Origin of the sequence: Lachnobacterium bovis (assembly GCF_900111325.1) — a bacterium.
Taxonomy (GTDB): domain Bacteria; phylum Bacillota; class Clostridia; order Lachnospirales; family Lachnospiraceae; genus Roseburia; species Roseburia bovis_A.
On the sequence record NZ_FOGW01000009.1, the window covers coordinates 89,923 to 111,454 of the forward strand.

34 protein-coding genes are annotated in these 21,532 nt (G+C 33.8%); 3 read left to right on the forward strand and 31 right to left on the reverse strand.

What is annotated here, in order from left to right:
* Positions 1-4 precede the first annotated feature (4 nt).
* From rpsK to rlmD, 29 genes are all read right to left on the reverse strand, one after another.
* Positions 5-400 carry a 30S ribosomal protein S11 gene (gene rpsK, locus BMY79_RS04885; protein WP_022749214.1) on the reverse strand — a complete coding sequence of 132 codons (396 nt, stop codon included), beginning with the start codon at positions 398-400 and terminating at the stop codon, positions 5-7.
* Positions 401-480: 80 nt separating this feature from the next.
* A complete protein-coding gene (rpsM, locus tag BMY79_RS04890; RefSeq protein ID WP_022749215.1) occupies positions 481-849 on the reverse strand; it encodes a 30S ribosomal protein S13 in 369 nt (122 codons plus the stop codon).
* A gap of 347 nt (positions 850-1,196) precedes the next feature.
* Positions 1,197-1,310 (reverse strand): 50S ribosomal protein L36, encoded by a 114-nt coding sequence (rpmJ, locus tag BMY79_RS04895; RefSeq protein WP_022749217.1) that lies wholly within the window; start codon positions 1,308-1,310, stop codon positions 1,197-1,199.
* Between the two features lie 108 nt (positions 1,311-1,418).
* Positions 1,419-1,637 carry a translation initiation factor IF-1 gene (infA, locus tag BMY79_RS04900; RefSeq protein WP_012741348.1) on the reverse strand — a complete coding sequence of 73 codons (219 nt, stop codon included), beginning with the start codon at positions 1,635-1,637 and terminating at the stop codon, positions 1,419-1,421.
* Between the two features lie 47 nt (positions 1,638-1,684).
* Complete coding sequence (map, locus tag BMY79_RS04905; RefSeq protein ID WP_027422271.1) at positions 1,685-2,473, reverse strand: type I methionyl aminopeptidase; 789 nt, start codon at positions 2,471-2,473, stop codon at positions 1,685-1,687.
* Positions 2,473-3,120: an adenylate kinase gene (locus tag BMY79_RS04910; protein ID WP_022749221.1), complete on the reverse strand. Its 648-nt coding sequence runs from the start codon at positions 3,118-3,120 to the stop codon at positions 2,473-2,475. The genes map and BMY79_RS04910 overlap by 1 nt, the downstream gene beginning before the upstream one ends.
* Before the next feature lie 109 nt (positions 3,121-3,229).
* Positions 3,230-4,552, reverse strand: a complete 1,323-nt coding sequence (gene secY, locus BMY79_RS04915; protein ID WP_022749222.1) for a preprotein translocase subunit SecY — start codon at positions 4,550-4,552, stop codon at positions 3,230-3,232.
* Entirely contained in the window at positions 4,552-4,992 is a 441-nt protein-coding gene (gene rplO, locus BMY79_RS04920; RefSeq protein ID WP_022749223.1) for a 50S ribosomal protein L15, read from the reverse strand. The genes secY and rplO overlap by 1 nt, the downstream gene beginning before the upstream one ends.
* Before the next feature lie 28 nt (positions 4,993-5,020).
* Complete coding sequence (gene rpmD / locus BMY79_RS04925) at positions 5,021-5,206, reverse strand: 50S ribosomal protein L30 (RefSeq protein WP_022749225.1); 186 nt, start codon at positions 5,204-5,206, stop codon at positions 5,021-5,023.
* A 14-nt stretch (positions 5,207-5,220) separates the two neighbouring features.
* On the reverse strand, positions 5,221-5,730 hold the full coding sequence (gene rpsE / locus BMY79_RS04930) for a 30S ribosomal protein S5 (protein WP_022749226.1): 510 nt from the start codon (positions 5,728-5,730) through the stop codon (positions 5,221-5,223).
* Between the two features lie 68 nt (positions 5,731-5,798).
* Positions 5,799-6,167, reverse strand: coding sequence for a 50S ribosomal protein L18 (gene rplR, locus BMY79_RS04935; RefSeq protein WP_022749227.1), 369 nt, complete (start codon positions 6,165-6,167; stop codon positions 5,799-5,801).
* A gap of 20 nt (positions 6,168-6,187) precedes the next feature.
* A complete protein-coding gene (gene rplF / locus BMY79_RS04940) occupies positions 6,188-6,727 on the reverse strand; it encodes a 50S ribosomal protein L6 (protein WP_027422272.1) in 540 nt (179 codons plus the stop codon).
* A gap of 176 nt (positions 6,728-6,903) precedes the next feature.
* Positions 6,904-7,305, reverse strand: a complete 402-nt coding sequence (gene rpsH / locus BMY79_RS04945; RefSeq protein ID WP_022749230.1) for a 30S ribosomal protein S8 — start codon at positions 7,303-7,305, stop codon at positions 6,904-6,906.
* A gap of 115 nt (positions 7,306-7,420) precedes the next feature.
* On the reverse strand, positions 7,421-7,606 hold the full coding sequence (locus BMY79_RS04950; RefSeq protein WP_022749232.1) for a type Z 30S ribosomal protein S14: 186 nt from the start codon (positions 7,604-7,606) through the stop codon (positions 7,421-7,423).
* Positions 7,607-7,622: 16 nt separating this feature from the next.
* The gene (rplE, locus tag BMY79_RS04955; RefSeq protein WP_022749233.1) at positions 7,623-8,162 is read right to left on the reverse strand and encodes a 50S ribosomal protein L5; all 540 of its coding nucleotides are present in this window, start codon (positions 8,160-8,162) and stop codon (positions 7,623-7,625) included.
* 26 nt (positions 8,163-8,188) lie between these two features.
* Positions 8,189-8,536 carry a 50S ribosomal protein L24 gene (rplX, locus tag BMY79_RS04960; protein WP_022749234.1) on the reverse strand — a complete coding sequence of 116 codons (348 nt, stop codon included), beginning with the start codon at positions 8,534-8,536 and terminating at the stop codon, positions 8,189-8,191.
* Positions 8,537-8,549: 13 nt separating this feature from the next.
* Positions 8,550-8,918, reverse strand: a complete 369-nt coding sequence (rplN, locus tag BMY79_RS04965) for a 50S ribosomal protein L14 (protein WP_022749236.1) — start codon at positions 8,916-8,918, stop codon at positions 8,550-8,552.
* A gap of 18 nt (positions 8,919-8,936) precedes the next feature.
* Positions 8,937-9,194 (reverse strand): 30S ribosomal protein S17, encoded by a 258-nt coding sequence (gene rpsQ / locus BMY79_RS04970; protein ID WP_022749237.1) that lies wholly within the window; start codon positions 9,192-9,194, stop codon positions 8,937-8,939.
* Between the two features lie 30 nt (positions 9,195-9,224).
* Positions 9,225-9,431 (reverse strand): 50S ribosomal protein L29, encoded by a 207-nt coding sequence (gene rpmC, locus BMY79_RS04975; RefSeq protein ID WP_022749239.1) that lies wholly within the window; start codon positions 9,429-9,431, stop codon positions 9,225-9,227.
* On the reverse strand, positions 9,421-9,858 hold the full coding sequence (gene rplP, locus BMY79_RS04980) for a 50S ribosomal protein L16 (RefSeq protein ID WP_022749240.1): 438 nt from the start codon (positions 9,856-9,858) through the stop codon (positions 9,421-9,423). Before rplP ends, rpmC begins: the two co-directional genes overlap by 11 nt.
* Before the next feature lie 2 nt (positions 9,859-9,860).
* Positions 9,861-10,517: a 30S ribosomal protein S3 gene (gene rpsC, locus BMY79_RS04985; RefSeq protein WP_022749241.1), complete on the reverse strand. Its 657-nt coding sequence runs from the start codon at positions 10,515-10,517 to the stop codon at positions 9,861-9,863.
* Between the two features lie 11 nt (positions 10,518-10,528).
* Positions 10,529-10,915, reverse strand: a complete 387-nt coding sequence (gene rplV, locus BMY79_RS04990) for a 50S ribosomal protein L22 (RefSeq protein ID WP_022749243.1) — start codon at positions 10,913-10,915, stop codon at positions 10,529-10,531.
* A gap of 27 nt (positions 10,916-10,942) precedes the next feature.
* A complete protein-coding gene (gene rpsS, locus BMY79_RS04995) occupies positions 10,943-11,227 on the reverse strand; it encodes a 30S ribosomal protein S19 (RefSeq protein ID WP_022749244.1) in 285 nt (94 codons plus the stop codon).
* A 16-nt stretch (positions 11,228-11,243) separates the two neighbouring features.
* Positions 11,244-12,086, reverse strand: a complete 843-nt coding sequence (gene rplB, locus BMY79_RS05000; RefSeq protein WP_022749245.1) for a 50S ribosomal protein L2 — start codon at positions 12,084-12,086, stop codon at positions 11,244-11,246.
* A 59-nt stretch (positions 12,087-12,145) separates the two neighbouring features.
* The gene (gene rplW, locus BMY79_RS05005) at positions 12,146-12,445 is read right to left on the reverse strand and encodes a 50S ribosomal protein L23 (RefSeq protein ID WP_022749247.1); all 300 of its coding nucleotides are present in this window, start codon (positions 12,443-12,445) and stop codon (positions 12,146-12,148) included.
* Positions 12,445-13,065, reverse strand: a complete 621-nt coding sequence (rplD, locus tag BMY79_RS05010; RefSeq protein WP_022749248.1) for a 50S ribosomal protein L4 — start codon at positions 13,063-13,065, stop codon at positions 12,445-12,447. Before rplD ends, rplW begins: the two co-directional genes overlap by 1 nt.
* A gap of 31 nt (positions 13,066-13,096) precedes the next feature.
* The gene (gene rplC / locus BMY79_RS05015; RefSeq protein ID WP_022749249.1) at positions 13,097-13,777 is read right to left on the reverse strand and encodes a 50S ribosomal protein L3; all 681 of its coding nucleotides are present in this window, start codon (positions 13,775-13,777) and stop codon (positions 13,097-13,099) included.
* Between the two features lie 136 nt (positions 13,778-13,913).
* Entirely contained in the window at positions 13,914-14,231 is a 318-nt protein-coding gene (gene rpsJ / locus BMY79_RS05020; protein WP_022749251.1) for a 30S ribosomal protein S10, read from the reverse strand.
* A gap of 368 nt (positions 14,232-14,599) precedes the next feature.
* The gene (gene rlmD, locus BMY79_RS05025) at positions 14,600-15,739 is read right to left on the reverse strand and encodes a 23S rRNA (uracil(1939)-C(5))-methyltransferase RlmD (RefSeq protein WP_074730502.1); all 1,140 of its coding nucleotides are present in this window, start codon (positions 15,737-15,739) and stop codon (positions 14,600-14,602) included.
* Positions 15,740-15,894: 155 nt separating this feature from the next.
* Between rlmD and BMY79_RS05030 the strand changes: the two genes are divergently transcribed.
* Positions 15,895-16,278 carry a C-GCAxxG-C-C family protein gene (locus BMY79_RS05030; RefSeq protein WP_022749253.1) on the forward strand — a complete coding sequence of 128 codons (384 nt, stop codon included), beginning with the start codon at positions 15,895-15,897 and terminating at the stop codon, positions 16,276-16,278.
* 135 nt (positions 16,279-16,413) lie between these two features.
* On the opposite strand, the gene BMY79_RS05035 is transcribed toward BMY79_RS05030, so the two are convergent.
* Complete coding sequence (locus tag BMY79_RS05035) at positions 16,414-17,619, reverse strand: class I SAM-dependent rRNA methyltransferase (RefSeq protein WP_074730503.1); 1,206 nt, start codon at positions 17,617-17,619, stop codon at positions 16,414-16,416.
* 52 nt (positions 17,620-17,671) lie between these two features.
* Positions 17,672-18,601 carry a DMT family transporter gene (locus tag BMY79_RS05040; protein WP_022749256.1) on the reverse strand — a complete coding sequence of 310 codons (930 nt, stop codon included), beginning with the start codon at positions 18,599-18,601 and terminating at the stop codon, positions 17,672-17,674.
* A gap of 163 nt (positions 18,602-18,764) precedes the next feature.
* Here BMY79_RS05040 and BMY79_RS05045 point away from each other — a divergent pair, with 163 nt between their 5' ends.
* Positions 18,765-19,784: a glycosyltransferase family 2 protein gene (locus BMY79_RS05045; RefSeq protein WP_081777979.1), complete on the forward strand. Its 1,020-nt coding sequence runs from the start codon at positions 18,765-18,767 to the stop codon at positions 19,782-19,784.
* A 165-nt stretch (positions 19,785-19,949) separates the two neighbouring features.
* On the forward strand, positions 19,950-21,293 hold the full coding sequence (locus BMY79_RS05050) for a butyryl-CoA:acetate CoA-transferase (protein ID WP_022749259.1): 1,344 nt from the start codon (positions 19,950-19,952) through the stop codon (positions 21,291-21,293).
* Positions 21,294-21,532: the final 239 nt, after the last annotated feature.

Consider the following 21,532-nt stretch of genomic DNA (forward strand, 5'->3'; position numbering starts at 1 on the left):
CCTATTAGACTCTTCTACGTTTTGGTGGACGACAACCATTATGAGGTACTGGAGTTACATCTTTAATACTTGTAACTTCAAGACCACATGCAGAAAGTGCACGAATTGCTGCTTCTCTACCTGATCCTGGTCCTTTAACCATAACGTCTACAGTCTTTAATCCATGAATTAAAGCTGCCTTTGTTGCTGTTTCAGCTGCCATCTGTGCAGCATATGGAGTAGATTTCTTTGAACCTCTAAATCCTAGACCACCAGCACTTGCCCATGATAAAGCATTACCTTCAGCATCTGTAATTGTAACGATTGTGTTATTGAAAGATGACTGAATGTGTGCTTGTCCGCGTTCAACGTTTTTCTTTACACGCTTTTTAGTTGTTTTCTTTGCAACGTTTTTAGCCATTTTAAAACTAACCTACTTTCTTTCAAATTTATGTTCTAAGTACACCACTTGTACTCAGTATTTACATTGTTATTTTTTAATTATTTTTTCTTGTTTGCAACAGTTCTCTTTGGACCTTTTCTTGTTCTTGCATTAGTCTTTGTTTTCTGACCACGAACTGGAAGTCCTTTTCTGTGACGGATTCCTCTATAACATCCGATTTCTTGTAATCTCTTAATGTTAAGAGCGATTTCTCTTCTTAAATCACCTTCTACAGTCTGAGTTTCATCAATAACTGTACTGATTTTCTTAACTTCTTCATCTGTTAAATCTCTAACACGTGTGCTAGGATCTACACCAGCTGCTTCAAGAATACGATTTGAACTTACTCTACCAATACCGTAAATGTATGTTAAACCGATTTCAACACGTTTTTCTCTTGGTAAATCTACACCTGCAATACGAGCCATGTGTGTTTACACCTCCATATTTTCTCTTTTTTATAACTTGCTTAGCATATCTGCAACAAAATATACTTTTATCCGAATCTCATTCTTGCACAGCTACGGTTGCACGTCCTGAAATGTGTGTACAACAACGAATATTCCATATTTTCTTTCAGTCAATGACTTACTTGACATCTATTTTAATTTACACTTACTCGGTATTATAAGCATAAATACAGTAGGATGACACTACTGTTTATTATGAACAGTACATAAATGCACTGCAGCCGCACATAATCATAATAATCAGTGATTTACTGATTTTCAAAAGAATATCTTTTATGCACAAATAACAGGGTTAATATAATTGATTAGCCCTGTCTCTGTTTGTGTTTTGGATTTTCGCAGATAATTCTGACTCTTCCTTTTCTTTTGATGACTTTGCATTTTTCGCAAATAGGTTTAACTGATGATCTTACCTTCACAGCAAATCCTCCTTTCTCTATCAAGCTTCCCCAAACTTGTCGAGGAATACTTTCCAAAAGTGTCCGTTTTATATTATAACTTTAAACACTTTGAAAGTCAATACTATTTTATTTATCTCTCCAAATAATTCTTCCTTTAGTTAAATCATAAGGAGACATCTCAATAGTTACCTTATCTCCAGGTAAAATTCTAATGAAGTTCATTCTTAATTTACCGCTGATAGTTGCTAAAATCTGATGACCATTTTCTAATTCAACTTTAAAAAATGCATTTGGTAATTTTTCAACTACAACTCCTTCAACTTCAATTACATCTGCTTTAGACATTACTTTATCCTCCTGTGTCAATTGATTTTTGATTTTAGTTAATTTATTTAAAATAGTTCTAGAAAACCATCTTCTTTTTCTTTTTCTGTTAGAGTCAAAATTTCAGGTTTGCCATCTGTAATAAGGACTGTATTTTCATAATGTGCTGAATTTTTCATATCAGACGTTACTGCTGTCCAACCATTACTACACAAATCGACTTTAAATGTTCCTTCATTAATCATTGGTTCAATAGCTAATGTCATTCCCTTTCTTAATAAAGGGCCTCTATTAGTACACACAAAATTTGGAATTTCTGGCTCTTGATGTAAACTTGTACCGATTCCATGTCCTACAAAACTTCGAACCACTCCATATCCCATTCCTTCTGCATAATTTCCAATTGCATTCGAAACATCGCTCAAATAGTTACCTGCTGAAGCTTTCTTCATTCCTTCAAAGAAACTCTTTCTTGTAACTTTTATCAATTTTTCTGCACTTTCTGAAATTTTTCCAACGCCAACTGTTCTAGCTGCGTCAGAATGATATCCTTTATATATTACACCAGCATCTAAACTTATAATGTCACCTTCTTTGACAATCCTAGTCTTTGAAGGTATACCATGTACTACCTCATCATTTAAAGATATACAAATTGATGCTGGAAATCCTTGATAATTTTTAAAAGAAGGTATACATCCATACTCTCTTATCAAATTTTCGCCTATCTGATCAATTTCATATGTAGACATACCAGCCTGAATTTCTTGCGCTAATCTTTGGTGTACATTAGCTAAAATCTCTCCTGCTTTACGCATGAGGTCAATTTCACGTTCAGATTTAATCGTAATACTCATTATCTATCACCTAAAATTGTAACTATGTCTTCGAAAACCTTATCTAAATTTTGTGTTCCATCAACTGTTTTTAATATGCCTTTTTTACTATAAAAATCAATTAATGGTTGTGTTTGATCATGATAAACACTTAATCTATTTTTTACAGTTTCAGGCTTATCATCTTCTCTTAAAACAATTTCGTTGCCACATGCATCACATACACCCTCAACTTTTGTTGGGTTAAATTCGATATGATATGTAGCTCCACAATTTAAGCAAGCTCTTCTTCCGCCCATTCTTTTGATAATGTTTTCATCTGGAACATCAACATTGATTGCATAATCCATGCTCTGTTGAGCTGATGTTAACGCATTTTCAAGTGCCTCTGCCTGTGGAATAGTTCTTGGAAAACCATCTAAAATGAAACCATTTTTGCAATCTTCCTGTTGAATTCTATCCATAACCAAATCACATGTTAATTCATCTGGTACTAAGGCACCTTTATCCATGTACTCTTTAGCTTTTTTTCCTAAATCTGTACCATTTTTTATGTTAGCACGAAAAATATCTCCTGTTGAGATATGAGGGATTTCATACTTTGCAGAAATCTGTTTTGCTTGAGTTCCCTTTCCTGCTCCAGGAGCTCCTAACATAATAATTTTCATCATTTTTCTCCTTTTACACTGACCCAGTATAATCCATAATTTATGATTTTATTATAATTGCACAGAAAGGAGATACAGTCTAAGCCGTATCTCCAATTGTGCATTCAAATTAGTCGCTTAAGAAACCTTTGTAATAGCGCACTAACATTTGTGACTCAACCTGTTTAATTGTTTCAATGATAACACCTACGATGATGATAATAGATGTTCCACCAAATGAAACTTGAGCTCCGAAAACTCCATTAAAGAAGATTGGTACAAACGCAACAATTGCTAATCCGATAGCTCCTGTGAAAACAACATAATTTAAAATTGTATTCAAATAATCGCTTGTCGATTTACCTGGTCTAATACCTGGAATAAATCCACCAGAACGTTTCATATTATTTGCAATTTCTAATGGATTAAAAGTAATCTGTGTATAGAAATATGCAAACGCTATAATTAATAAAATATACACTAACAAACCGATATTATATTCAGGATGTTCCGCTTTACACCAGTTTGATTGTGATAATGTATTAAGAATCTTTGCTCCAATACCTGTTCCTTTATCTTTTCCAAGAACACTTGCAATAATTACAGGTGTTTGTAACAATGATTGTGCAAAGATAACTGGAATAACACCAGCTGTATTTACTTTTAAAGGAATATTTGTATGTTGTCCGCCAACTTGTTTTCTTCCTTGTATTTTCTTTGAATACTGAACAGGAATTCTGCGCTCTGCTCCTTGAAGTAAAACTACGAACCATACCATAGCAATTATAATAACAGCAATAATAAATGCTGCCAAAGTTGCTTTAGGTATTTTCTTTCCAGAAATAAATTGTGTCCATAAAGAACCAATATCTTCTGGCATTCTTGAAATAATATTAATTGTTAATACAATAGAAATACCATTTCCAATACCCTTCTCAGTAATTTGTTCACCGATCCACATTAAAATAACTGAACCAGCTGTTAATACAGAAACTACCATAACAATATTAAGTGCTGTTGGTAATTTTGTATTTAAGTATCCGCCACGGTAAAAACTTACAACCATTGCAATAGACTGTACTAGGCCTAAAACAACAGTCAAGTATCTTGTAATCGCAACAATCTTCTTTCTACCATCTTCTCCATCTTCTTGCATCTTTTCCAATTGTGGAATAGCTACAGTTAGAAGTTGAATAATGATAGATGCTGTGATGTATGGTGTGATATTCAGTGCGAATACCGACATATTTAAAAACGAACCGCCAGTAATTGCATTAAAAAATCCCAATCCATCTGATGTCTGGTTTTTAAACCACTCCGAGAATACTTTGCCATTTACACCAGGAATAGGAAGTTGACTCCCTATTCTGATGACTATAAGCATAAAAAAAGTATATAAAATTTTCTTACGAATATCTTTAATTTTAAATGCATTACGGACTGTTTCTAGCATTAGATCACCTCAGCTTTTCCACCAAGTGCTTCGATTTTCTCTTTAGCACTTGCGCTGAATGCGTCAGCTTGAACAGTAAGTTTTTTAGTTAATTCTCCATTACCTAAAATCTTAACACCATCTCTTGGATTCTTAACGATACCACATTCGATTAATGTAGCAACTGAAACTGTTGTATCATTTTCGAATCTATCTAAAGTGCTAATATTAATTGCAACGATGTCTTTAGAGTTTCTATTTGTGAAACCTCTCTTAGGCAAACGTCTGTATAAAGGCATTTGTCCACCTTCAAAACCTGGTCTTGGTGCTCCTGAACGAGCTTTCTGACCTTTATGTCCTTTACCAGCTGTTTTACCATTGCCTGAACCATGTCCACGACCTTTTCTAAAATTGCTGCTTTGTCTTGAACCAGCAGCAGCTTTTAAACTTGATAAATCCATACTTGCACCTCCTTATCTTAAAACTAAATTATGCTTCTTCTACCTTTACATATGGTGCTACTTTGCGAAGAGCTCCCTGTGTAGCTGCATTATCTGGCAACTCAACAGTTTTGTTTAATTTTGTTAATCCCAAAGCTTCGATTGTTTTCTTGTTCTTAGGAACTGCACCAATTGTGGACTTAATAAGTGTAACTTTTACTTTCTTATCTGCCATTATTCAATTCCTCCTTAACCCAAGATTTCTTCAACAGATTTACCACGAAGTCTTGCAACTTCTTCTGGGGATTTTAACTGTCTTAAAGCTTCAATTGTAGCAAGTACAACGTTCTGCTTATTGTTTGATCCTAATGATTTTGTACGAATGTTTTCGATACCTGCTAATTCGCACACACTACGTGCTGGACCACCAGCGATGATACCAGTACCTTCAGGAGACTTCTTTAATAATACAGAAGCACCTGTATATTTACCTGTTACGTCATGAGTAACACTCTTGTTATCGTCTAATTTAACGTTGATTAAGTTCTTGATTGCATCTTCTCTTCCTTTACGGATAGCTTCTGGAACTTCAGCTGCTTTACCAAGACCAGCACCAACATGACCATTCTTATCGCCAACAACAACGAGAGCTGTGAAACGCATGTTACGTCCACCTTTAACAACCTTTGTTACACGTTTGATGTCAACAACGTTGTCAACTAATTCTAATTGACTTGCATCAATGATTTCACGTTTCATGTTATTTCCTCCTAAAATTTTAAATCTTTCCACTTTTCTAAGTAGAAAGCGGAGAGTCTAGAAATTTTCTAGAACTCTAATCCAGCTTCTCTTGCTGCTTCAGCTAAAGCTTTAACTTTACCTTGGTAAATGAATCCGCCTCTATCAAAAACAACTTCTTTAATGTTTTTGTCTAAAGCTTTTTTTGCAATAACTGTACCAAGCTTAGCAGCTGCATCAACGTTATTTGTATACTCAAGTTCTGCTTTCACGTCTTTATTAAGAGTAGATGCAGAAACAATTGTATGTCCAACAGTATCGTCAATAATCTGAGCATACATATGTTGATTGCTTCTGAATACTGCTAAACGTGGACGTTCTGCAGTACCTGCAAGATGATTACGCATTCTTTTATGTTTCTTTTCACGAACCTGTGTTCTTGATTTTTTACTAACCATTACTTGTCCACTCCTTCTAATTATTTCTTACCAGTCTTACCAACTTTACGTCTAATAACTTCATCAGCATATTTGATACCTTTACCTTTGTAAGGTTCTGGTCTTCTCTTATCTCTGATTTCAGCTGCGTACTGGCCAACGCGTTCTTTATCGATACCTTTTACAATAATTTTATTGTCTTCAACTACTGCTTCAAGACCTTCTGGATCAATCATTTCAACTGGATGTGAGTATCCTAAGTTTAATGTTAATTTGTTTCCAGATTTAGATGCTCTATAACCAACACCATTAACTTCAAGAGTTTTTGTATAACCATCAGTTACACCAACTACCATGTTGTTAATTAATGTTCTTGTCAAACCATGTAATGATTTCATTTTCTTTAAATCATTAGGTCTAGTAACAACAACTTTGTCTTCTTCAATAGCAATATTCATTTCAGAAGAAAGTGTTCTTTCAAGAGTTCCTTTAGGACCTTTTACAGTCACATGATTATTTTCTGCAACCTCAACAGTTACGCCTGCTGGAATTGCGATTGGCATTCTTCCTATACGTGACATGCCCGTACCTCCTATTTTGTATTGATGAAAATTCATCGTTAATATATAGTATGTCCAACCTAACAAGATTGGTTTATACTTTTAGAGTTCATTTTAGTCATTTACAGACTAAATAGCGTCCTTAGCCCATTACCTAAAGACTTAAGTACAAATCTATCGATTTATACCTTGAAATACTACCATACAAATGCTAATACTTCTCCACCAACTTGAAGCTTTCTAGCTTCTCTATCAGTAATGATTCCCTGGTTTGTTGAAAGAATAGCTGTTCCTAATCCATCAAGTACTCTAGGGATTTCGTTTTTACCAGTATATACTCTTAAACCTGGTTTAGAAATTCTCTTTAATCCAGTGATAATTCTTTCACTTTTATCTGCGCTGTATTTTAATGTAACACGGATGTTTTTGAAATTTCCATCTTCAACAATCTCGTATTTTTCTACCCAACCTTCATCAACAAGAATGTTAGCAATTGAAACTTTTGTTTTAGAAGCTGGAATATCTACTGTATCGTGTTTAGCAGTGTTTGCATTACGAATTCTTGTAAGCATATCTGCAATTGGATCACTTGTTACCATGCTTTAGGTTTCCTCCTTCTTGAGAGTAAAATTAATATCATTACAATCCTGTCTATGGCTCGGGAATAACTTCCCTCACCACCTACTTAGGATTTCTACTACCTACTTTTAGAAATTACCAAGAAGCTTTTCTTACTCCTGGGATTTCTCCTTTGTAAGCTAATTCACGGAAGCAAACTCTGCAAATTCCGTATTTTTTTAATACTGAATGTGGACGACCACAAATTCTACAACGTGTGTATTCTCTAGTAGAGAATTTTGCTGGACGTTGTTGTTTAACTTTCATTGATTTCTTAGCCATTAAAATTCCCTCCTACTTATTTAGCAAATGGCATATTGAATAATGTCAATAATTCACGTGCTTCTTCATCTGTTTTAGCTGTAGTTACGAAGATAATATCCATACCTCTAACTTTGTCAACTTTATCATATTCGATTTCTGGGAAAATAATCTGTTCTTTAATACCAAGAGCATAGTTTCCACGACCATCGAATGCGTTAGGATTTACACCTCTAAAGTCACGTACACGTGGTAATGCAAGGTTAATTAAACGATCAGCGAACTCATACATTTTTTCTCCACGTAATGTAACTTTACATCCAATTGGCATACCTTCACGGATCTTGAAGTTAGCAATAGCGTTTTTAGCTTTTGTCTTAACAACTTTTTGACCTGTGATTGTTTCCATATCTTTAACGGCTGCATCGAGAACTTTGCTATTTTCTTTAGCTTCTCCAACACCCATATTTACAACGATTTTAGAAAGTTTTGGAATCTCCATAACATTCTTATAACCAAATTTTTTGACCATTGCGTCTTTGATCTCGTTATCGTATTGTTCTTTAAGTCTACTCAACTGAATTTTCCTCCTCTCTCCAGTAATTATTTAGATTCTCTTACTTTTTTCTTGTCAATGACTGTATCAATTACTTCGCCAGTTTTTTTAGCATAACGAACTTTTTTACCGTCTTCTACTCTAAAACCAACTCTTGTACGAACGCCATTGTGCATAAGCATTACATTTGAAGCATCGATTTTGCCTTCTTTTTGGATAATACCACCTTGTTGATTAGCCATGCTAGGTTTAGCATGTTTTGTAACCATGTTAACACCTTCAACAATAAGTGAATTATCTTTTTTGTTAACAGCAATAACTTTGCCTTCTTGATTTGTATATCTACCAGCGATTACAACAACATTATCGCCTTTTTTAATTTTCATGCTAGCCATCTGTAAGTACCTCCTATAATACTTCTGGAGCTAAAGAAACAATTCTCATAAACTGTTTCTCACGAAGCTCACGAGCTACTGGTCCAAAAATACGAGTTCCTCTTGGAGTATTGTCATCTTTAAGAATAACTGCTGCGTTTTCATCAAATTTAATATATGAACCATCTTTACGACGGGCACCTTTTACTGTACGAACAACAACGGCTTTTACAACGTCACCTTTTTTTACAACGCCACCTGGTGTTGCATCTTTTACTGTAGCAACGATAACATCACCAATGTTCGCATATCTTCTAGTAGATCCACCCATAACGCGGATAACAAGTAATTCTTTTGCTCCTGTATTATCAGCGACTTTGAGTCTACTTTCCTGCTGTACCATGCTTGTAGCCTCCTTTGATTATTTTGCTCTTTCTATTACTTCTACAAGTCTCCATCTCTTATCTTTTGATAGAGGTCTTGTTTCCATTACTTTTACTTTATCACCGATTTTAGCATCGTTTAATTCATCATGTGCTTTTAATTTATATGTCTTTTTAACGATCTTGTTGTAAAGTGGATGTCTTTCGTTGTTAAGAACTGCAACAGTAATTGTTTTGTTCATCTTGTCACTTACAACAACACCAATACGTGTTTTTCTAAGATTTCTTCCTTCCACGATATAAATCTCCTTTCTGTAGGATATCGATTACTCTGCAACTTTTGATTTTTCAGTAATAACAGTTTGAATTCTTGCGATATCTCTTCTAACAAGTTTAATTCTAGCTGTGTTAGTCAACTGATTTGTTGCATTCTGGAATCTCAAATTGAAAAGTTCTTTTTTTGCTTCTACAAGCTTAGCCTGTAAATCTTCAACAGACTGTGCTTTTAATTCATTAATATAATTATTTTTCATTTGATTCACCGCCTTCTAAATCTGCACGAGAAACTATCTTACATCTGCAAGGTAATTTGTGTGTAGCAAGACGTAAAGCTTCTTTAGCAACGTCTTCAGGTACACCTGCGATCTCAAATAATACTCTTCCTGGCTTAACAACTGCTACCCAGTACTCAAGGGATCCTTTACCTTTACCCATACGAACACCCATAGGTTTACGTGTTACAGGTTTTTCTGGGAAAATTTTGATCCAAACTTTACCACCACGTTTTACGTGTCTTGTCATAGCTACACGGGCTGCTTCGATCTGATTAGATTTAATCCAACATGGATCTAAAGCTACGATACCGTACTCACCATAAGTGATTTTGTTACCTCTTGTAGCTTTTCCAGCCATAGAACCACGGAACTGTTTACGATGTTTTACTCTCTTTGGCATTAACATAATTATTTAGCTCCTCCTTCCTTATTAGCTCTTGTAGGAAGTACCTCTCCTTTATAGATCCAAACTTTAACACCAACTTTACCATAAGTTGTATCTGCTTCAGCGAATCCATAATCAATGTCAGCTCTTAATGTCTGAAGTGGAATAGTTCCATCACTGTAACTTTCTGTACGAGCCATATCAGCACCGCCAAGACGTCCAGAACATGTTGTTTTGATACCCTTAACTCCTGATTTCATAGCTCTTCCCATACAAGATTTCATTGCTCTACGGAAAGAAACACGGTTCTCTAACTGTAATGCAATGTTCTCAGCTACTAACTGAGCATCTTTGTCTGGTCTTTTTACTTCTTTAATATCGATAACTAGTTTTTTAGATGTTAATTTCTGAACTTCTGCTTTAACTTTCTCAATTTCAGCTCCGCCCTTACCAATTACAACACCTGGTCTAGCTGTATAAATGATAACTTTTACACGATCAGATGATCTTTCAATATCAATCTTTGAAACACCAGCTGCGTATAACTTATTTTTCAAAAAAGTTCTGATTTCATGATCTTCTACTAAGTAATCAGCGAAATCTTTGTCTGCATACCATTTTGAGTTCCAGTCTTTGATTACGCCAACTCTTAAGCCATGAGGATTAACTTTCTGTCCCATGAATTCTCCTCCTATCTTTCATCTAGCACAATTGTGATGTGGCTCATTCTTTTTTCGATTCTATAAGCTCTTCCTTGTGCTCTAGGTTTGATTCTCTTCATTGTTGGTCCCTTGTTAGCATAGCATTCAGCTACTACAAGGTTCTCTTCTCTCATACCGTTATTGTTAACAGCGTTTGCAATAGCTGATCTTAATAACTTTTCAACAAGACTTGAAGCATATCTTGGATTGTACATTACAATACCAAGAGCTGTCTGTACGTCTTTTCCACGAATAGCATCTAAAACGAAACATGCCTTCTGAACAGATACTCTTGCGTAAGATAACTTAGCTGAAGGTCTGTTGTCTTTAACTGCATTTCTATCTCTTTTAATTTGTGATCTATGTCCTCTTGCCATGGTTAGAACCTCCTTTCAGTAATCTTACTATCTGCCTACTGCAGATTTCTTTTCATCCGCTCCATGACCTCTGTAAGTTCTTGTAGATACGAACTCACCAAGTTTATGTCCAACCATATCTTCTGTAATATATACAGGTACGTGTTTTCTACCATCATGAACAGCAATTGTGTGTCCAACGAAAGATGGGAAAATTGTTGAACGACGTGACCAAGTTTTGATTACTTGATTTTCGCCAGAAGCGTTCATCGCATCAACTTTTTTTAATAAGCTTTCGTCAGCAAATGGTCCTTTTTTAAGTGAACGTGCCATTATAATAACCTCCTAATTATTTGATTGCCTTACCATCTCTTCTTCTTATGATAAGTTTGTTAGAATGTTTATTTTTCTTTCTTGTCTTCAATCCAAGAGCTGGTTTACCCCAAGGAGTCATTGGTCCTGAACGTCCAACTGGAGCTTTACCTTCACCACCACCGTGTGGATGGTCATTAGGGTTCATAACAGATCCACGAACTGTAGGACGAATACCCATGTGACGTTTACGACCAGCTTTACCGATATTAATAAGGTTATGTTCAGCATTACCTACAACACCGATTGTAGCACGACATGTGATTGGTACTAATCTCATTTCTCCTGAAGGAAGACGTAATGTAGCATACTTTCCTTCTTTAGCCATTAACTGAGCTGCATTACCTGCAGAACGAACTAACTGTCCACCTCTACCTGGCATGATTTCGATATTGTGAATTTGTGTACCAACTGGAATATTTTCAAGTGGTAAGCAGTTACCAACACGAACTTCTGCTTCTGGTCCGTTCATAACTACCATTCCATCTGTAAGTCCCTGTGGAGCTAAGATGTATGATTTTCTACCATCAGCATATACGATTAACGCAATGTTTGAAGTTCTGTTTGGATCATACTCGATACCGATAACTTTTGCTGGAATACCATCAATGTTTCTCTTAAAATCGATTAATCTATATTTCTTTCTGTTTCCACCACCATGGTGTCTAACTGTAATTTTACCCTGATTGTTACGACCAGCGTGTTTCTTTAATGGTGCTAATAATGATTTCTCAGGAGTTGTTTTTGTAATCTCTGCGAAATCTGAGCCAGTCATATTTCTTCTAGAAGGTGTATATGGGTTATATGTCTTAATTCCCATTCTCTTTCTCCTTTCGATTTTTTATCGCACTTTTCTGTGCATATTCTTCTTCGCTGTTATTAAGCTTCTGCGAAAAGTTCAATATCTTCACTTTCAGCTGTAAGTGTAACGATTGCTTTCTTAGTTTTAGCAGTTTTACCGTAAACCATTCCACGGCGTTTTTTCTTTCCAGAGCAGTTCATTGTATTTACTTTTGCAACAACTGTTCCTGGGAACATTTTCTCAACTGCATTTTTAATCATAGTTTTGTTAGCTTCTGGATGAACTAAAAATGTATATTTCTTTTCAGCCATAGCTCCCATACTCTTCTCAGTTACTACTGGTTTGAGGATTACATCATAGTATTTAATATCAGCCATTATGCATATACCTCCTCGATATTTTTAACAGCAGCTTTAGTTACGATAACTGTATCATATTTTAATACATCGTATACGTTAAGCTCATTAACCTGAGCTGTTTTAACAGTGTGGATATTTTTTGCAGATGCAATAACATTCTTGTTCATATCCTCTAATACAACTAAAGCTTTATTTGTTTTAAGGTTATTTAAAACTTCAACAAATTTCTTTGTTTTGATTTCATCTAATTTTAAATCATCAACAACAACAAATTTTTCTTCTGAAACTTTTGATGTTAAAACTGATTTTAAAGCGATTCTCTTTTCTTTTTTGTTAATTTTGAAAGAGTAATCTCTTGGTGTTGGAGCGAATACCATTCCACCACCTGTCCATTGTGGAGCTCTTGTAGAACCCTGTCTTGCATGACCTGTTCCTTTTTGTCTCCATGGTTTTCTTCCGCCTCCACGAACTTCAGAACGTGTTTTTGCTTTCTGTGTTCCTTGGCGATTATTTGCAAGCTGTTGAAGTACAGCCATGTGAACTAAGTGTTCATTTATTTCTACACCGAATACTGAATCATTTAATTCAATTGATTCAACTTCAGCGCCTTCCATATTATAAACAGCTACTTTAGCCATCGTAAAGTTCCTCCTTTCTTAATTCAAGTGCTTATCTAACCTTGCAAGTCTCTTTAATAGTGATAAGTGACTTTTTAGCTCCTGGTACAGCACCTTTTACTAAAAGTAAATTGTTCTCAGCGTCAACTCTTACAACTTCAAGATTCTGAATTGTAACTTTTACGCTACCCATGTGTCCTGGCATTCCTTTTCCTTTGAATACTCTACTTGGTGTTGAACAAGAACCGTTTGAACCCTGGTGACGGTGGAATTTAGAACCGTGAGCCATAGGTCCTCTGTGCTGTCCTAATCTCTTGATTGCACCTTGGAATCCTTTACCTTTTGAAATTGCTGTAGCATCAATCTTATCGCCTTCTGCGAAGATATCAGCTTTAATTTCATCTGCTAATTTGTACTCATCTGCGTTTTCAAATCTGAATTCTTTTACAAATCTCTTACCTGAAACACCTGCTTTTTCAAAATGTCCCATCTGAGCTTTGTTAAGGCCATGTCTATGACCAACTTTCTTGTTTCCATTAGCATCTTTGCTTACAACTTTTGCTACCTTGTCAGCAAAACCAACCTGAACAGCGCTGTAACCATCATTCTCAACAGTTTTGATCTGTGTTACTACACAAGGACCAGCTTGTAATACTGTAACTGGTACTAATACGCCATCAGCATTGAAGATCTGTGTCATACCGACTTTTGTTGCTAAAATCGCTTTCTTCATTTCTTTACCTCCTGTTTTCTACAGCGGAACGCTTCTTGCTTATTATATAGAATAAATAAGTAGCGGACCCGTTCATCCTAGAGCAGTCAATCTATATTAACTAATCAGGGATATCTTAATTATTTTTTGAGAAATTTTATTTCTCTTTCATTTTGATATCGATAAATACACCAGCTGGTACTTCTAATCTTGATAAAGCATCAACAGTTTTCTGTGTTGGTGTTGTGATATCAATAAGTCTCTTATGAGTTCTCTGCTCAAACTGCTCGCGTGAATCTTTATATTTGTGAACAGCTCTTAAGATAGTAACAACTTCCTTCTTTGTTGGAAGAGGTACTGGACCGCTCACCTGTGATCCGTTCTTCTTTACAGTTTCGATAATTTTTTTTGCTGATGAATCAACTAATTCGTGATCATAAGCTTTAAGAGTAATTCTCATTACTTGACTTGCCATAAAAAAAGTCGCCTCCTTTTCGCACTTTTACTTCAGTACGACAAGCGGTGACTGTACACTTCCCCGTGTGTGTCATCTATTTGAACACACGTTATCCCTACACTTTGGTAGTCCATATTGTTTGTACAGTGACTTGTCGTCAGTTTCCTAACTTGACATTCGCTCCATGGAAAACCTACCACATCGGGTAGCAACCTCACATTTCATCGCTATCAATGTCACAGCAATTCATATTATAACCTAATATCATCTTTTTTGCAACATATTTTCCGTTTTTATTTTTAAAATTTATCACCAATATTTACAAAAAATATTTTGCTTTTTTGTGCACTTTTTCATTCTTTAATTATGCTGTTTTAAAAACATATTTATTCTCTTACAAGTACACTTACCACTTCTATGTGTTTAGTAAATGGAAATTGATCATATGGTGTCATTTCCTTTACTTTATAATTTTTCATTTCAAAATATTCCAAATCTCTTTTTAATGTTTCAGGATTACAAGAAACATATACTATTCTATTTGGTGCAAGTTTTGATGCTGCTTCAATAAATTCTGGTGTACTTCCACTTCTAGGTGGATCCATAACAACAACGTCAACCTTCTCACCTTTGCTTGCTAACTTAAGCATAAATTCTGTTGCATCTTCATTATAGAACTTAATATTTCTACTATTATTCTTTTTGGCATTAGTAATCGCATCTCTTATAGCATCTGAATTTAATTCAACGCCTATTACTTCTTTTGCTTTTTTACTCATTACAAGTCCGATAGTTCCAGTTCCACAATATGCATCTATCATTTTCTTCTTTAAAGAAGGTTTTGCATATTCAACTGCTTTATAATAAATTTTTTCTGTTTGCTCAGGATTAACCTGGTAAAAAGATGAAGGTGAAATTCTAAATGTCATTCCACATAATTTATCTTCTATAAAACCTTTACCATAAATTACTATATTTCTTTCTCCAAGAACCATACTTGTTTTTTTGTCATTAACATTAATCACTACTGTGCTTATATTAGGATTATCTTTTCTTAATGCTTTTACGAAGTTATTCTTCGATGGTAGAATTGGTGATGATAATACTAACACAACCATTATTTCATTATTATAATAACTTTTTCTAATCATAACATGACGAAGCAAACCATAACCTGTATCTTCATCATACGTTTTAATTTTAAATGACTTCAATAAATTCTTAATGTCATTTATAATCTTCTTGCTTTCTAAATCTTCGATTTGGCACTCTGGAATATCAACCACATCATGTGTTCCTTCCTTATATGTACCAGCAATTACTTTTCCTTGTCTAGTAAAACTAAACGCTGCACTTACTTTATGTCTATAATTATATGGATTTTTCATTCCAACAATATTTTGAACTCTTCCATATTTACCAAGTAATTTATTTATATATTTTTGTTTTTTACTTAATTGTTCATCATATGAAATGCCTTGGTAATCACAACCTCCACATTTCTTTTTATATTTACAAGCTTCCATCTTGTCTCCTTCTAAACGATTTTTAATTATCTAGCGCATACTATTCTAGCACAGCCTTTTTAGTTAATCCAGTTAATTTTTTATTAAAACTATGCTATACTTATTTTATTATTCTTTATTATTCTTTATTATATCTATACAAAAGGAGGTTCGTAATGGATAGAAGTGAACTAGCTGTTTCCTATAAACATGACGGCTACAATTGTTGCCAGGCTGTACTTAAAGCCTTTTCTGATTTAACTGATATGGATGATGCTATGGTTCGAAACATCGGAAGTAGCTTTGGAATTGGAATGGGCTGTTTTGAAGGAACTTGCGGAGCTTTAATCGGAGCTTCAATTGTTGCTGGCTGTATCCCAAGTGTAAATCCTAAAAATCCTTCAAATGGTAAATTACTATTAAGTTATTTTTCTCAAGCATGCGGTGATACTATTTGTAAAAATATAAAGGGCATTGAATCCGGAAATATGCTATGCTCTTGTGATAATTGTGTAAGACACGCTGTTTATGCAATTGAAAACGAATTATTACACAAATAAAAAGCTGTACTAGTCTCAATGTTTAGCCAAGCAACGGCCTTTAGAGATTAGTACAGTTTTTCTGTTTCTACCTATTAATAGATATCTTCTATTTACATTAGAATTTATCCATAAAGGATTCTTTTAAACTCTAATTTATTTTTCATCAACAACTTGAAAAATATAAAATTTCAAATAATAACTTTCATCAGCTGCCCATAAAATAGGATGATCTGGTGACTGAGTTCTAAATTCAACCTGTTTTAATCGTTTATGTACATTTCTTGCAGCCTGACCTATTGTCTTTGTAAAAAGCTCATAGTCCATAAAATGAGAACATGAACATGTTGCTAAATAACCACCATCTTTTACTAATTTCATTCCACGAAGGTTAATTTCTCTATATCCTTTTACTGCATTTTTTATTGAATTTTTTGATTTAGTAAATGCAGGTGGATCAAGAATTACAACATCAAACTTTTCACCTTTTTTCTCTAATTCTGGTAACAATTCAAAAACATCTTCGCATTTAAAGTTAACAACATTCTCTAAACCATTTAATTTAGCATTTTCAGTAGCTTGATTAACTGCAAGTTCTGAGGCATCAACACCTGTCACACTCTTTGCACCTGCGATTCCTGCGTTTAAAGCAAATGAACCTGTATGTGTGAAACAATCAAGTACCTTTGCACCCTTACACAATTTTTGAATTGATAATCTGTTATATTTTTGATCTAAAAAGAAACCTGTCTTTTGACCATCTTTAACATCTACTATGTATTTAACACCATTTTCGATTATTTCAACATTTGTGTCAAACTCTTCTCCAATAAATCCTTTAACTTTCTTTAAACCTTCTTTAATACGCTCTTTAGCATCACTTCTTTCGTAAACACCTTTTATTTTAATTCCATCGTTCAATAGAATTTTCTTTAAAAGTTCTACTATTCTAAGCTTAAATTGTTCCATTCCAAGTGCCAAACATTGAACAACTAATACATCTGAAAATTTATCAATAACAAGTCCTGGCAAGAAGTCAGCATCTCCAAAAACAATTCTACAGCTACTTGTATCAACTGTTTTCTTTCGATAGTCCCACGCTTCTTGCAATCTTATTTTTAGAAATTCATCATCTATCTCTTGTTCAATATTTCTTGTCATTAATCTTACTCTAATTTTAGAATTCTGATTAATGAATCCTCTACCCATTGGGTATCCGTCAAAATCGTGAACCATTACTACATCGCCGTTTTTAAAGGTTCCGACAATTGTATCAATTTCGTTATCAAAAACCCATAAACCGCCTGATTTTAAAATTTTACCTTGACCTTTTTTTAATGTTACTATTGTATGATTTTTCATTTTATATCCTTTTTCTTAAACTTTGTTTATTTTGTTATTTGTAAAACTTTCCCTATACTCTATCGTTTGCTTTACCACCAATATAAATACCTAAACTTACTAAAATTAATGCTATTAAGCAGCGAATTCCTATAACCTTTTGTTCATTTAGTAAAATAGCTGATAATACAACACCAAAAACTGGGTTCATAAATCCTAAAATTACTACTTTAGAAACATCGTTATATTTAAGTAAAATTCCCCATAACGAATATGCAACTGCTGATACAAAAGCGAGATATACTAATATTAAAATACCATGTGATTTAAAATCACTAATCTGAGCTCCCGACACTTCAGCATACATCATCATCAATATTCCACCTAACATAAATTGATAGCCACTAAGTACTACTGGATTTTCAGATTCTGAAAAAACTTTTAAAAATACTGAAGATAACGCATATGCAACCGTTGATAATATTAAAAAACCTTCTCCAAATAGAGAAAAACTAAAATCTAATCCTTTTCCTGACAAATTAACTATTATTACTCCTGAAAAGCCTAATAAACATCCACATATTTTATTAACAGTCAACTTCTCTGTTTTAAATATAATAGCCGATACAATTATTGCAACGAAACCACTAATTCCTTCTATTATAGATGCCTTGACTCCAGTTGTATGTGCCAAACCTATATAAAAGAAAATGTATTGTCCTACCGTTTGAAATAGTGATAATACTAAAATTTTTGTAGATGATTCAACTTGAGGTTTTAATATTTTTTTTTGAAGAATACTACCTATTAATATAGTAAGAAATCCTGCTAAAAAAAATCTAATTCCCGCATATAAAATCTGATGATTTATTTGCGAAGCCTTAATCCCCATTGTTTTATATCCTATTTTTATAGCTGGAAATGCACTTCCCCACAGTGCACAACAAATTAAAGCGCCAATTGTAACAACTATTGGTTTTTTTAAAAATTCATTTTTATTCATGGTTGTATTACCTCCATATAAGCTCAATAATTGTATCATAAAATCATGAAAAATAATAGCTTTCAGCGTGTAAATATGCAACAAAAAGGAAAGGAGAAAGCATAATGTGTAACATCCTACATTTATTATGCTCATATGTCATATGAAAACAATTAGCTTATGTATGATCGTCAAAAACGAAGAAAAAATTTTAAAAAGATGCCTAGATTCTATTGCACCTCTTATGGACGAAATAATCATCGTTGATACGGGATCAACTGACAACACTAAGGCTATTGCTTCTTTATATACTGATAAAATATATGATTTTAAATGGATTAATGATTTTTCCGCTGCTAGAAATTTTTCTTTTTCAAAAGCAACTATGGATTATATCTATGCACCAGATGCTGACGAAGTATTAGATAAGGAAAATCAAGAAAAATTTAAATTATTAAAAGATGCTCTTGTTGACGAAGTTGAAATTGTTCAAATGTATTATGTCACTCCAACTTCTAATAACACAGTTCAAAACGCCCAAAAAGAACTACGACCAAAATTATTTAAACGCTTACGAACTTTTAGTTGGATTGATCCGATACATGAAACCATTAAAACAACTCCTACCATATTTGATAGTGACATTGAGATTCTCCATCTTCCAGAAGGGAATCACAGTAAACGCGATTTTTCAGTTTTTATTGATTCCTTTGAAAGAGGCAACACACTTTCAAATAAAATTCTTCGAATGTATATCAAGGAATTATATAAATGTGGTACCGATGAAGATTTTTTAAAAAGCAAAGAAATTTTTTTGCATTTTCTAGATAACACAGTTTGCTTCAAAGAATTATCATGTGCTTTAGCTCATTCTTACCGCATATTAAAAGATTCAACTTCCTTTTTTAAATATGCATTAAAAGATTTTGCCACTGATGCTTGCAGTGAAATGTGTTATGAAATTGGTCTCTTTTATAAGGAAATAAAAGATTACAACGAAGCAATTATTTGGTTTTATAATTGTGCCTTTGAAGTTGGACCTATAATTGATGTTGAGATTTCTGGTAAAAAAGCATTTTACGAACTAGCTGATTGCTACCAAAAACTTTATAAATTATCTACTCCTAAAAATAAAGAATACCAAAAAATGGCTAACCTTTATAAAGAAAAAGGAGATTCCTTTGTTTTACCCGAAACAATTTGACATCTCTTTATCCTTTTTTATACAATATGTATATGAAATTTTGTCGATTTCTGTTAAATCAACCTACTATTTGTGTTATTTTTTACAATTGTAAATTTTTTATAAAAGTAGTAAGATTAAAGCATGACAAAAAAATAACAATCTTTTTTGTATAAGGAGGATAAAATGGAATTTTTAAAGGAATATAATGAAAAACTTGTTTCTGCTGATGATGCAGTAAAAGTTATACACTCAGGAGATTGGGTTGACTATGGTTGGTGTAATGGTACACCTGATTTGTTAGATAAAGCTCTTGCTAAAAGAACTGATGAATTATTTGACGTAAAATTACGTGGTGGAATCTTATTAAAACCACTTGCTATTTTTGAGCGTGAAGATGCTGGGGAACACTTCACATGGAATAGTTGGCACATGAGTGGTCTTGAACGTAAACTTGTATCGCGTGGTTGTGCATATTATTCGCCAATCCGTTACTCAGAGTTACCTAGATATTATCGTGACTTAGAAGTAAAACCTGCAGTTGCAATGTTTACAGTTGCTCCAATGGATGCTCATGGTTACTTTAATTTTGGACCAAATGCTTCTCACTTAAAAGCAGTTTGCGACTCTTCAGCTAAAATTATTGTTGAAGTAAATAAAAATATGCCAGTTTGTCTTGGCGGTACTGAAAACTGTATCCATATTTCAGAAGTTGATTACATTGTTGAGGGAGAAAATAATGCTATTCCAGAATTACCATCAGGTGGTCCTACAACTGAAATTGATCAAAAAGTTGCAGAATTAATTGTTAATGAAATACCAAATGGTGCATGCTTACAGCTCGGAATTGGTGGAATGCCTAATGCTGTAGGCTCTCTTATAGCACAATCTGATTTAAAAGATCTTGGTGTTCATACAGAAATGTACGTTGACGCGTTCGTAGACATTGCGAAAGCTGGAAAAATAAATGGTTCTAAGAAAAATATAGACCGTTATCGTCAAACATTTGGATTCGGTGCCGGTACAAAAAAAATGTATGACTATATAAATGAAAACCCTGAACTTATGAGTGCGCCAGTAAGCTACACTAATGATATTCGCCAAATAGCTGCACTTGATAACTTCATTTCAATTAACAACTGTGTAGATCTTGATTTATTTGGACAGATCAACGCCGAATCAGCCGGCATTAAACAAATCAGTGGTGCTGGTGGACAACTAGACTTTGTATTAGGTGCATACTTGTCAAATGGTGGTAAGAGTTTCATCTGTTGTTCTTCTACATTTACTGATCGCTCTGGAAATACTTTTTCTAGAATTAAACCGACACTAACTAATGGTTCAATTGTAACTGATACAAGAGCTAACACACACTATGTTGTAACAGAATATGGTATTGTAAATTTAAAAGGAACATCAACTTGGGAACGTGCAGAAAAACTTATTTCCATTGCACATCCTGATTTTAGAGATGAACTTATTTCTGAGGCTGAGCGCCTTAAAATTTGGAGACGCTCAAACAAAAAATAATATTTAGTCTTTAAACACATTATGTTCACACTTTAAACATAGTTTATTTCATAAATAACACCAAAGCCCTGCTAATATATGCCGGGCTTTTTGTAATTATTGAACAATCTCATTAAAATTTAATTAGAATTCTAATAGTATAGAGAACTGCACATTTTATTTTTTGTTTATTTTTTATATTTTTCTTGTTTTTTTAGTTCTTTTTTTATTAATCTTTCCACTTGTTTTTATACCTATTT

What these genes read in the sequence shown, in the direction of transcription:
- rpsK (WP_022749214.1), bottom strand. Translation starts at nt 400, where the DNA reads ATGGCTAAAAACGTTGCAAAGAAAACAACTAAAAAGCGTGTAAAGAAA.
- rpsM (WP_022749215.1), bottom strand. Translation starts at nt 849, where the DNA reads ATGGCTCGTATTGCAGGTGTAGATTTACCAAGAGAAAAACGTGTTGAA.
- infA (WP_012741348.1), bottom strand. Translation starts at nt 1,637, where the DNA reads ATGTCTAAAGCAGATGTAATTGAAGTTGAAGGAGTTGTAGTTGAAAAA.
- map (WP_027422271.1), bottom strand. Translation starts at nt 2,473, where the DNA reads ATGAGTATTACGATTAAATCTGAACGTGAAATTGACCTCATGCGTAAA.
- BMY79_RS04910 (WP_022749221.1), bottom strand. Translation starts at nt 3,120, where the DNA reads ATGAAAATTATTATGTTAGGAGCTCCTGGAGCAGGAAAGGGAACTCAA.
- secY (WP_022749222.1), bottom strand. Translation starts at nt 4,552, where the DNA reads ATGCTAGAAACAGTCCGTAATGCATTTAAAATTAAAGATATTCGTAAG.
- rplO (WP_022749223.1), bottom strand. Translation starts at nt 4,992, where the DNA reads ATGGATTTATCAAGTTTAAAAGCTGCTGCTGGTTCAAGACAAAGCAGC.
- rpmD (WP_022749225.1), bottom strand. Translation starts at nt 5,206, where the DNA reads ATGGCAGATAAGAAAGTAAAAGTTACACTTATTAAGTCCACAATTGGT.
- rpsE (WP_022749226.1), bottom strand. Translation starts at nt 5,730, where the DNA reads ATGAAACGTGAAATCATTGATGCAAGTCAATTAGAATTAGTTGACAAC.
- rplR (WP_022749227.1), bottom strand. Translation starts at nt 6,167, where the DNA reads ATGGTTAGTAAAAAATCAAGAACACAGGTTCGTGAAAAGAAACATAAA.
- rplF (WP_027422272.1), bottom strand. Translation starts at nt 6,727, where the DNA reads ATGTCACGTATAGGAAGAATGCCAATCGCAATTCCAGCAGGCGTAACT.
- rpsH (WP_022749230.1), bottom strand. Translation starts at nt 7,305, where the DNA reads ATGGTAACAAGTGATCCAATTGCAGATATGCTTACAAGAATTCGTAAT.
- BMY79_RS04950 (WP_022749232.1), bottom strand. Translation starts at nt 7,606, where the DNA reads ATGGCTAAGAAATCAATGAAAGTTAAACAACAACGTCCAGCAAAATTC.
- rplX (WP_022749234.1), bottom strand. Translation starts at nt 8,536, where the DNA reads ATGGCTAGCATGAAAATTAAAAAAGGCGATAATGTTGTTGTAATCGCT.
- rplN (WP_022749236.1), bottom strand. Translation starts at nt 8,918, where the DNA reads ATGGTACAGCAGGAAAGTAGACTCAAAGTCGCTGATAATACAGGAGCA.
- rpmC (WP_022749239.1), bottom strand. Translation starts at nt 9,431, where the DNA reads ATGAAAAATAATTATATTAATGAATTAAAAGCACAGTCTGTTGAAGAT.
- rplP (WP_022749240.1), bottom strand. Translation starts at nt 9,858, where the DNA reads ATGTTAATGCCAAAGAGAGTAAAACATCGTAAACAGTTCCGTGGTTCT.
- rpsC (WP_022749241.1), bottom strand. Translation starts at nt 10,517, where the DNA reads ATGGGACAGAAAGTTAATCCTCATGGCTTAAGAGTTGGCGTAATCAAA.
- rplV (WP_022749243.1), bottom strand. Translation starts at nt 10,915, where the DNA reads ATGGCAAGAGGACATAGATCACAAATTAAAAGAGATAGAAATGCAGTT.
- rpsS (WP_022749244.1), bottom strand. Translation starts at nt 11,227, where the DNA reads ATGGCACGTTCACTTAAAAAAGGACCATTTGCTGACGAAAGCTTATTA.
- rplB (WP_022749245.1), bottom strand. Translation starts at nt 12,086, where the DNA reads ATGGGAATTAAGACATATAACCCATATACACCTTCTAGAAGAAATATG.
- rplW (WP_022749247.1), bottom strand. Translation starts at nt 12,445, where the DNA reads ATGGCTGATATTAAATACTATGATGTAATCCTCAAACCAGTAGTAACT.
- rplD (WP_022749248.1), bottom strand. Translation starts at nt 13,065, where the DNA reads ATGGCTAAAGTAGCTGTTTATAATATGGAAGGCGCTGAAGTTGAATCA.
- rplC (WP_022749249.1), bottom strand. Translation starts at nt 13,777, where the DNA reads ATGAAGAAAGCGATTTTAGCAACAAAAGTCGGTATGACACAGATCTTC.
- rpsJ (WP_022749251.1), bottom strand. Translation starts at nt 14,231, where the DNA reads ATGGCAAGTCAAGTAATGAGAATTACTCTTAAAGCTTATGATCACGAA.
- rlmD (WP_074730502.1), bottom strand. Translation starts at nt 15,739, where the DNA reads ATGGAAGCTTGTAAATATAAAAAGAAATGTGGAGGTTGTGATTACCAA.
- BMY79_RS05030 (WP_022749253.1), top strand. Translation starts at nt 15,895, where the DNA reads ATGGATAGAAGTGAACTAGCTGTTTCCTATAAACATGACGGCTACAAT.
- BMY79_RS05035 (WP_074730503.1), bottom strand. Translation starts at nt 17,619, where the DNA reads ATGAAAAATCATACAATAGTAACATTAAAAAAAGGTCAAGGTAAAATT.
- BMY79_RS05040 (WP_022749256.1), bottom strand. Translation starts at nt 18,601, where the DNA reads ATGAATAAAAATGAATTTTTAAAAAAACCAATAGTTGTTACAATTGGC.
- BMY79_RS05045 (WP_081777979.1), top strand. Translation starts at nt 18,765, where the DNA reads ATGATCGTCAAAAACGAAGAAAAAATTTTAAAAAGATGCCTAGATTCT.
- BMY79_RS05050 (WP_022749259.1), top strand. Translation starts at nt 19,950, where the DNA reads ATGGAATTTTTAAAGGAATATAATGAAAAACTTGTTTCTGCTGATGAT.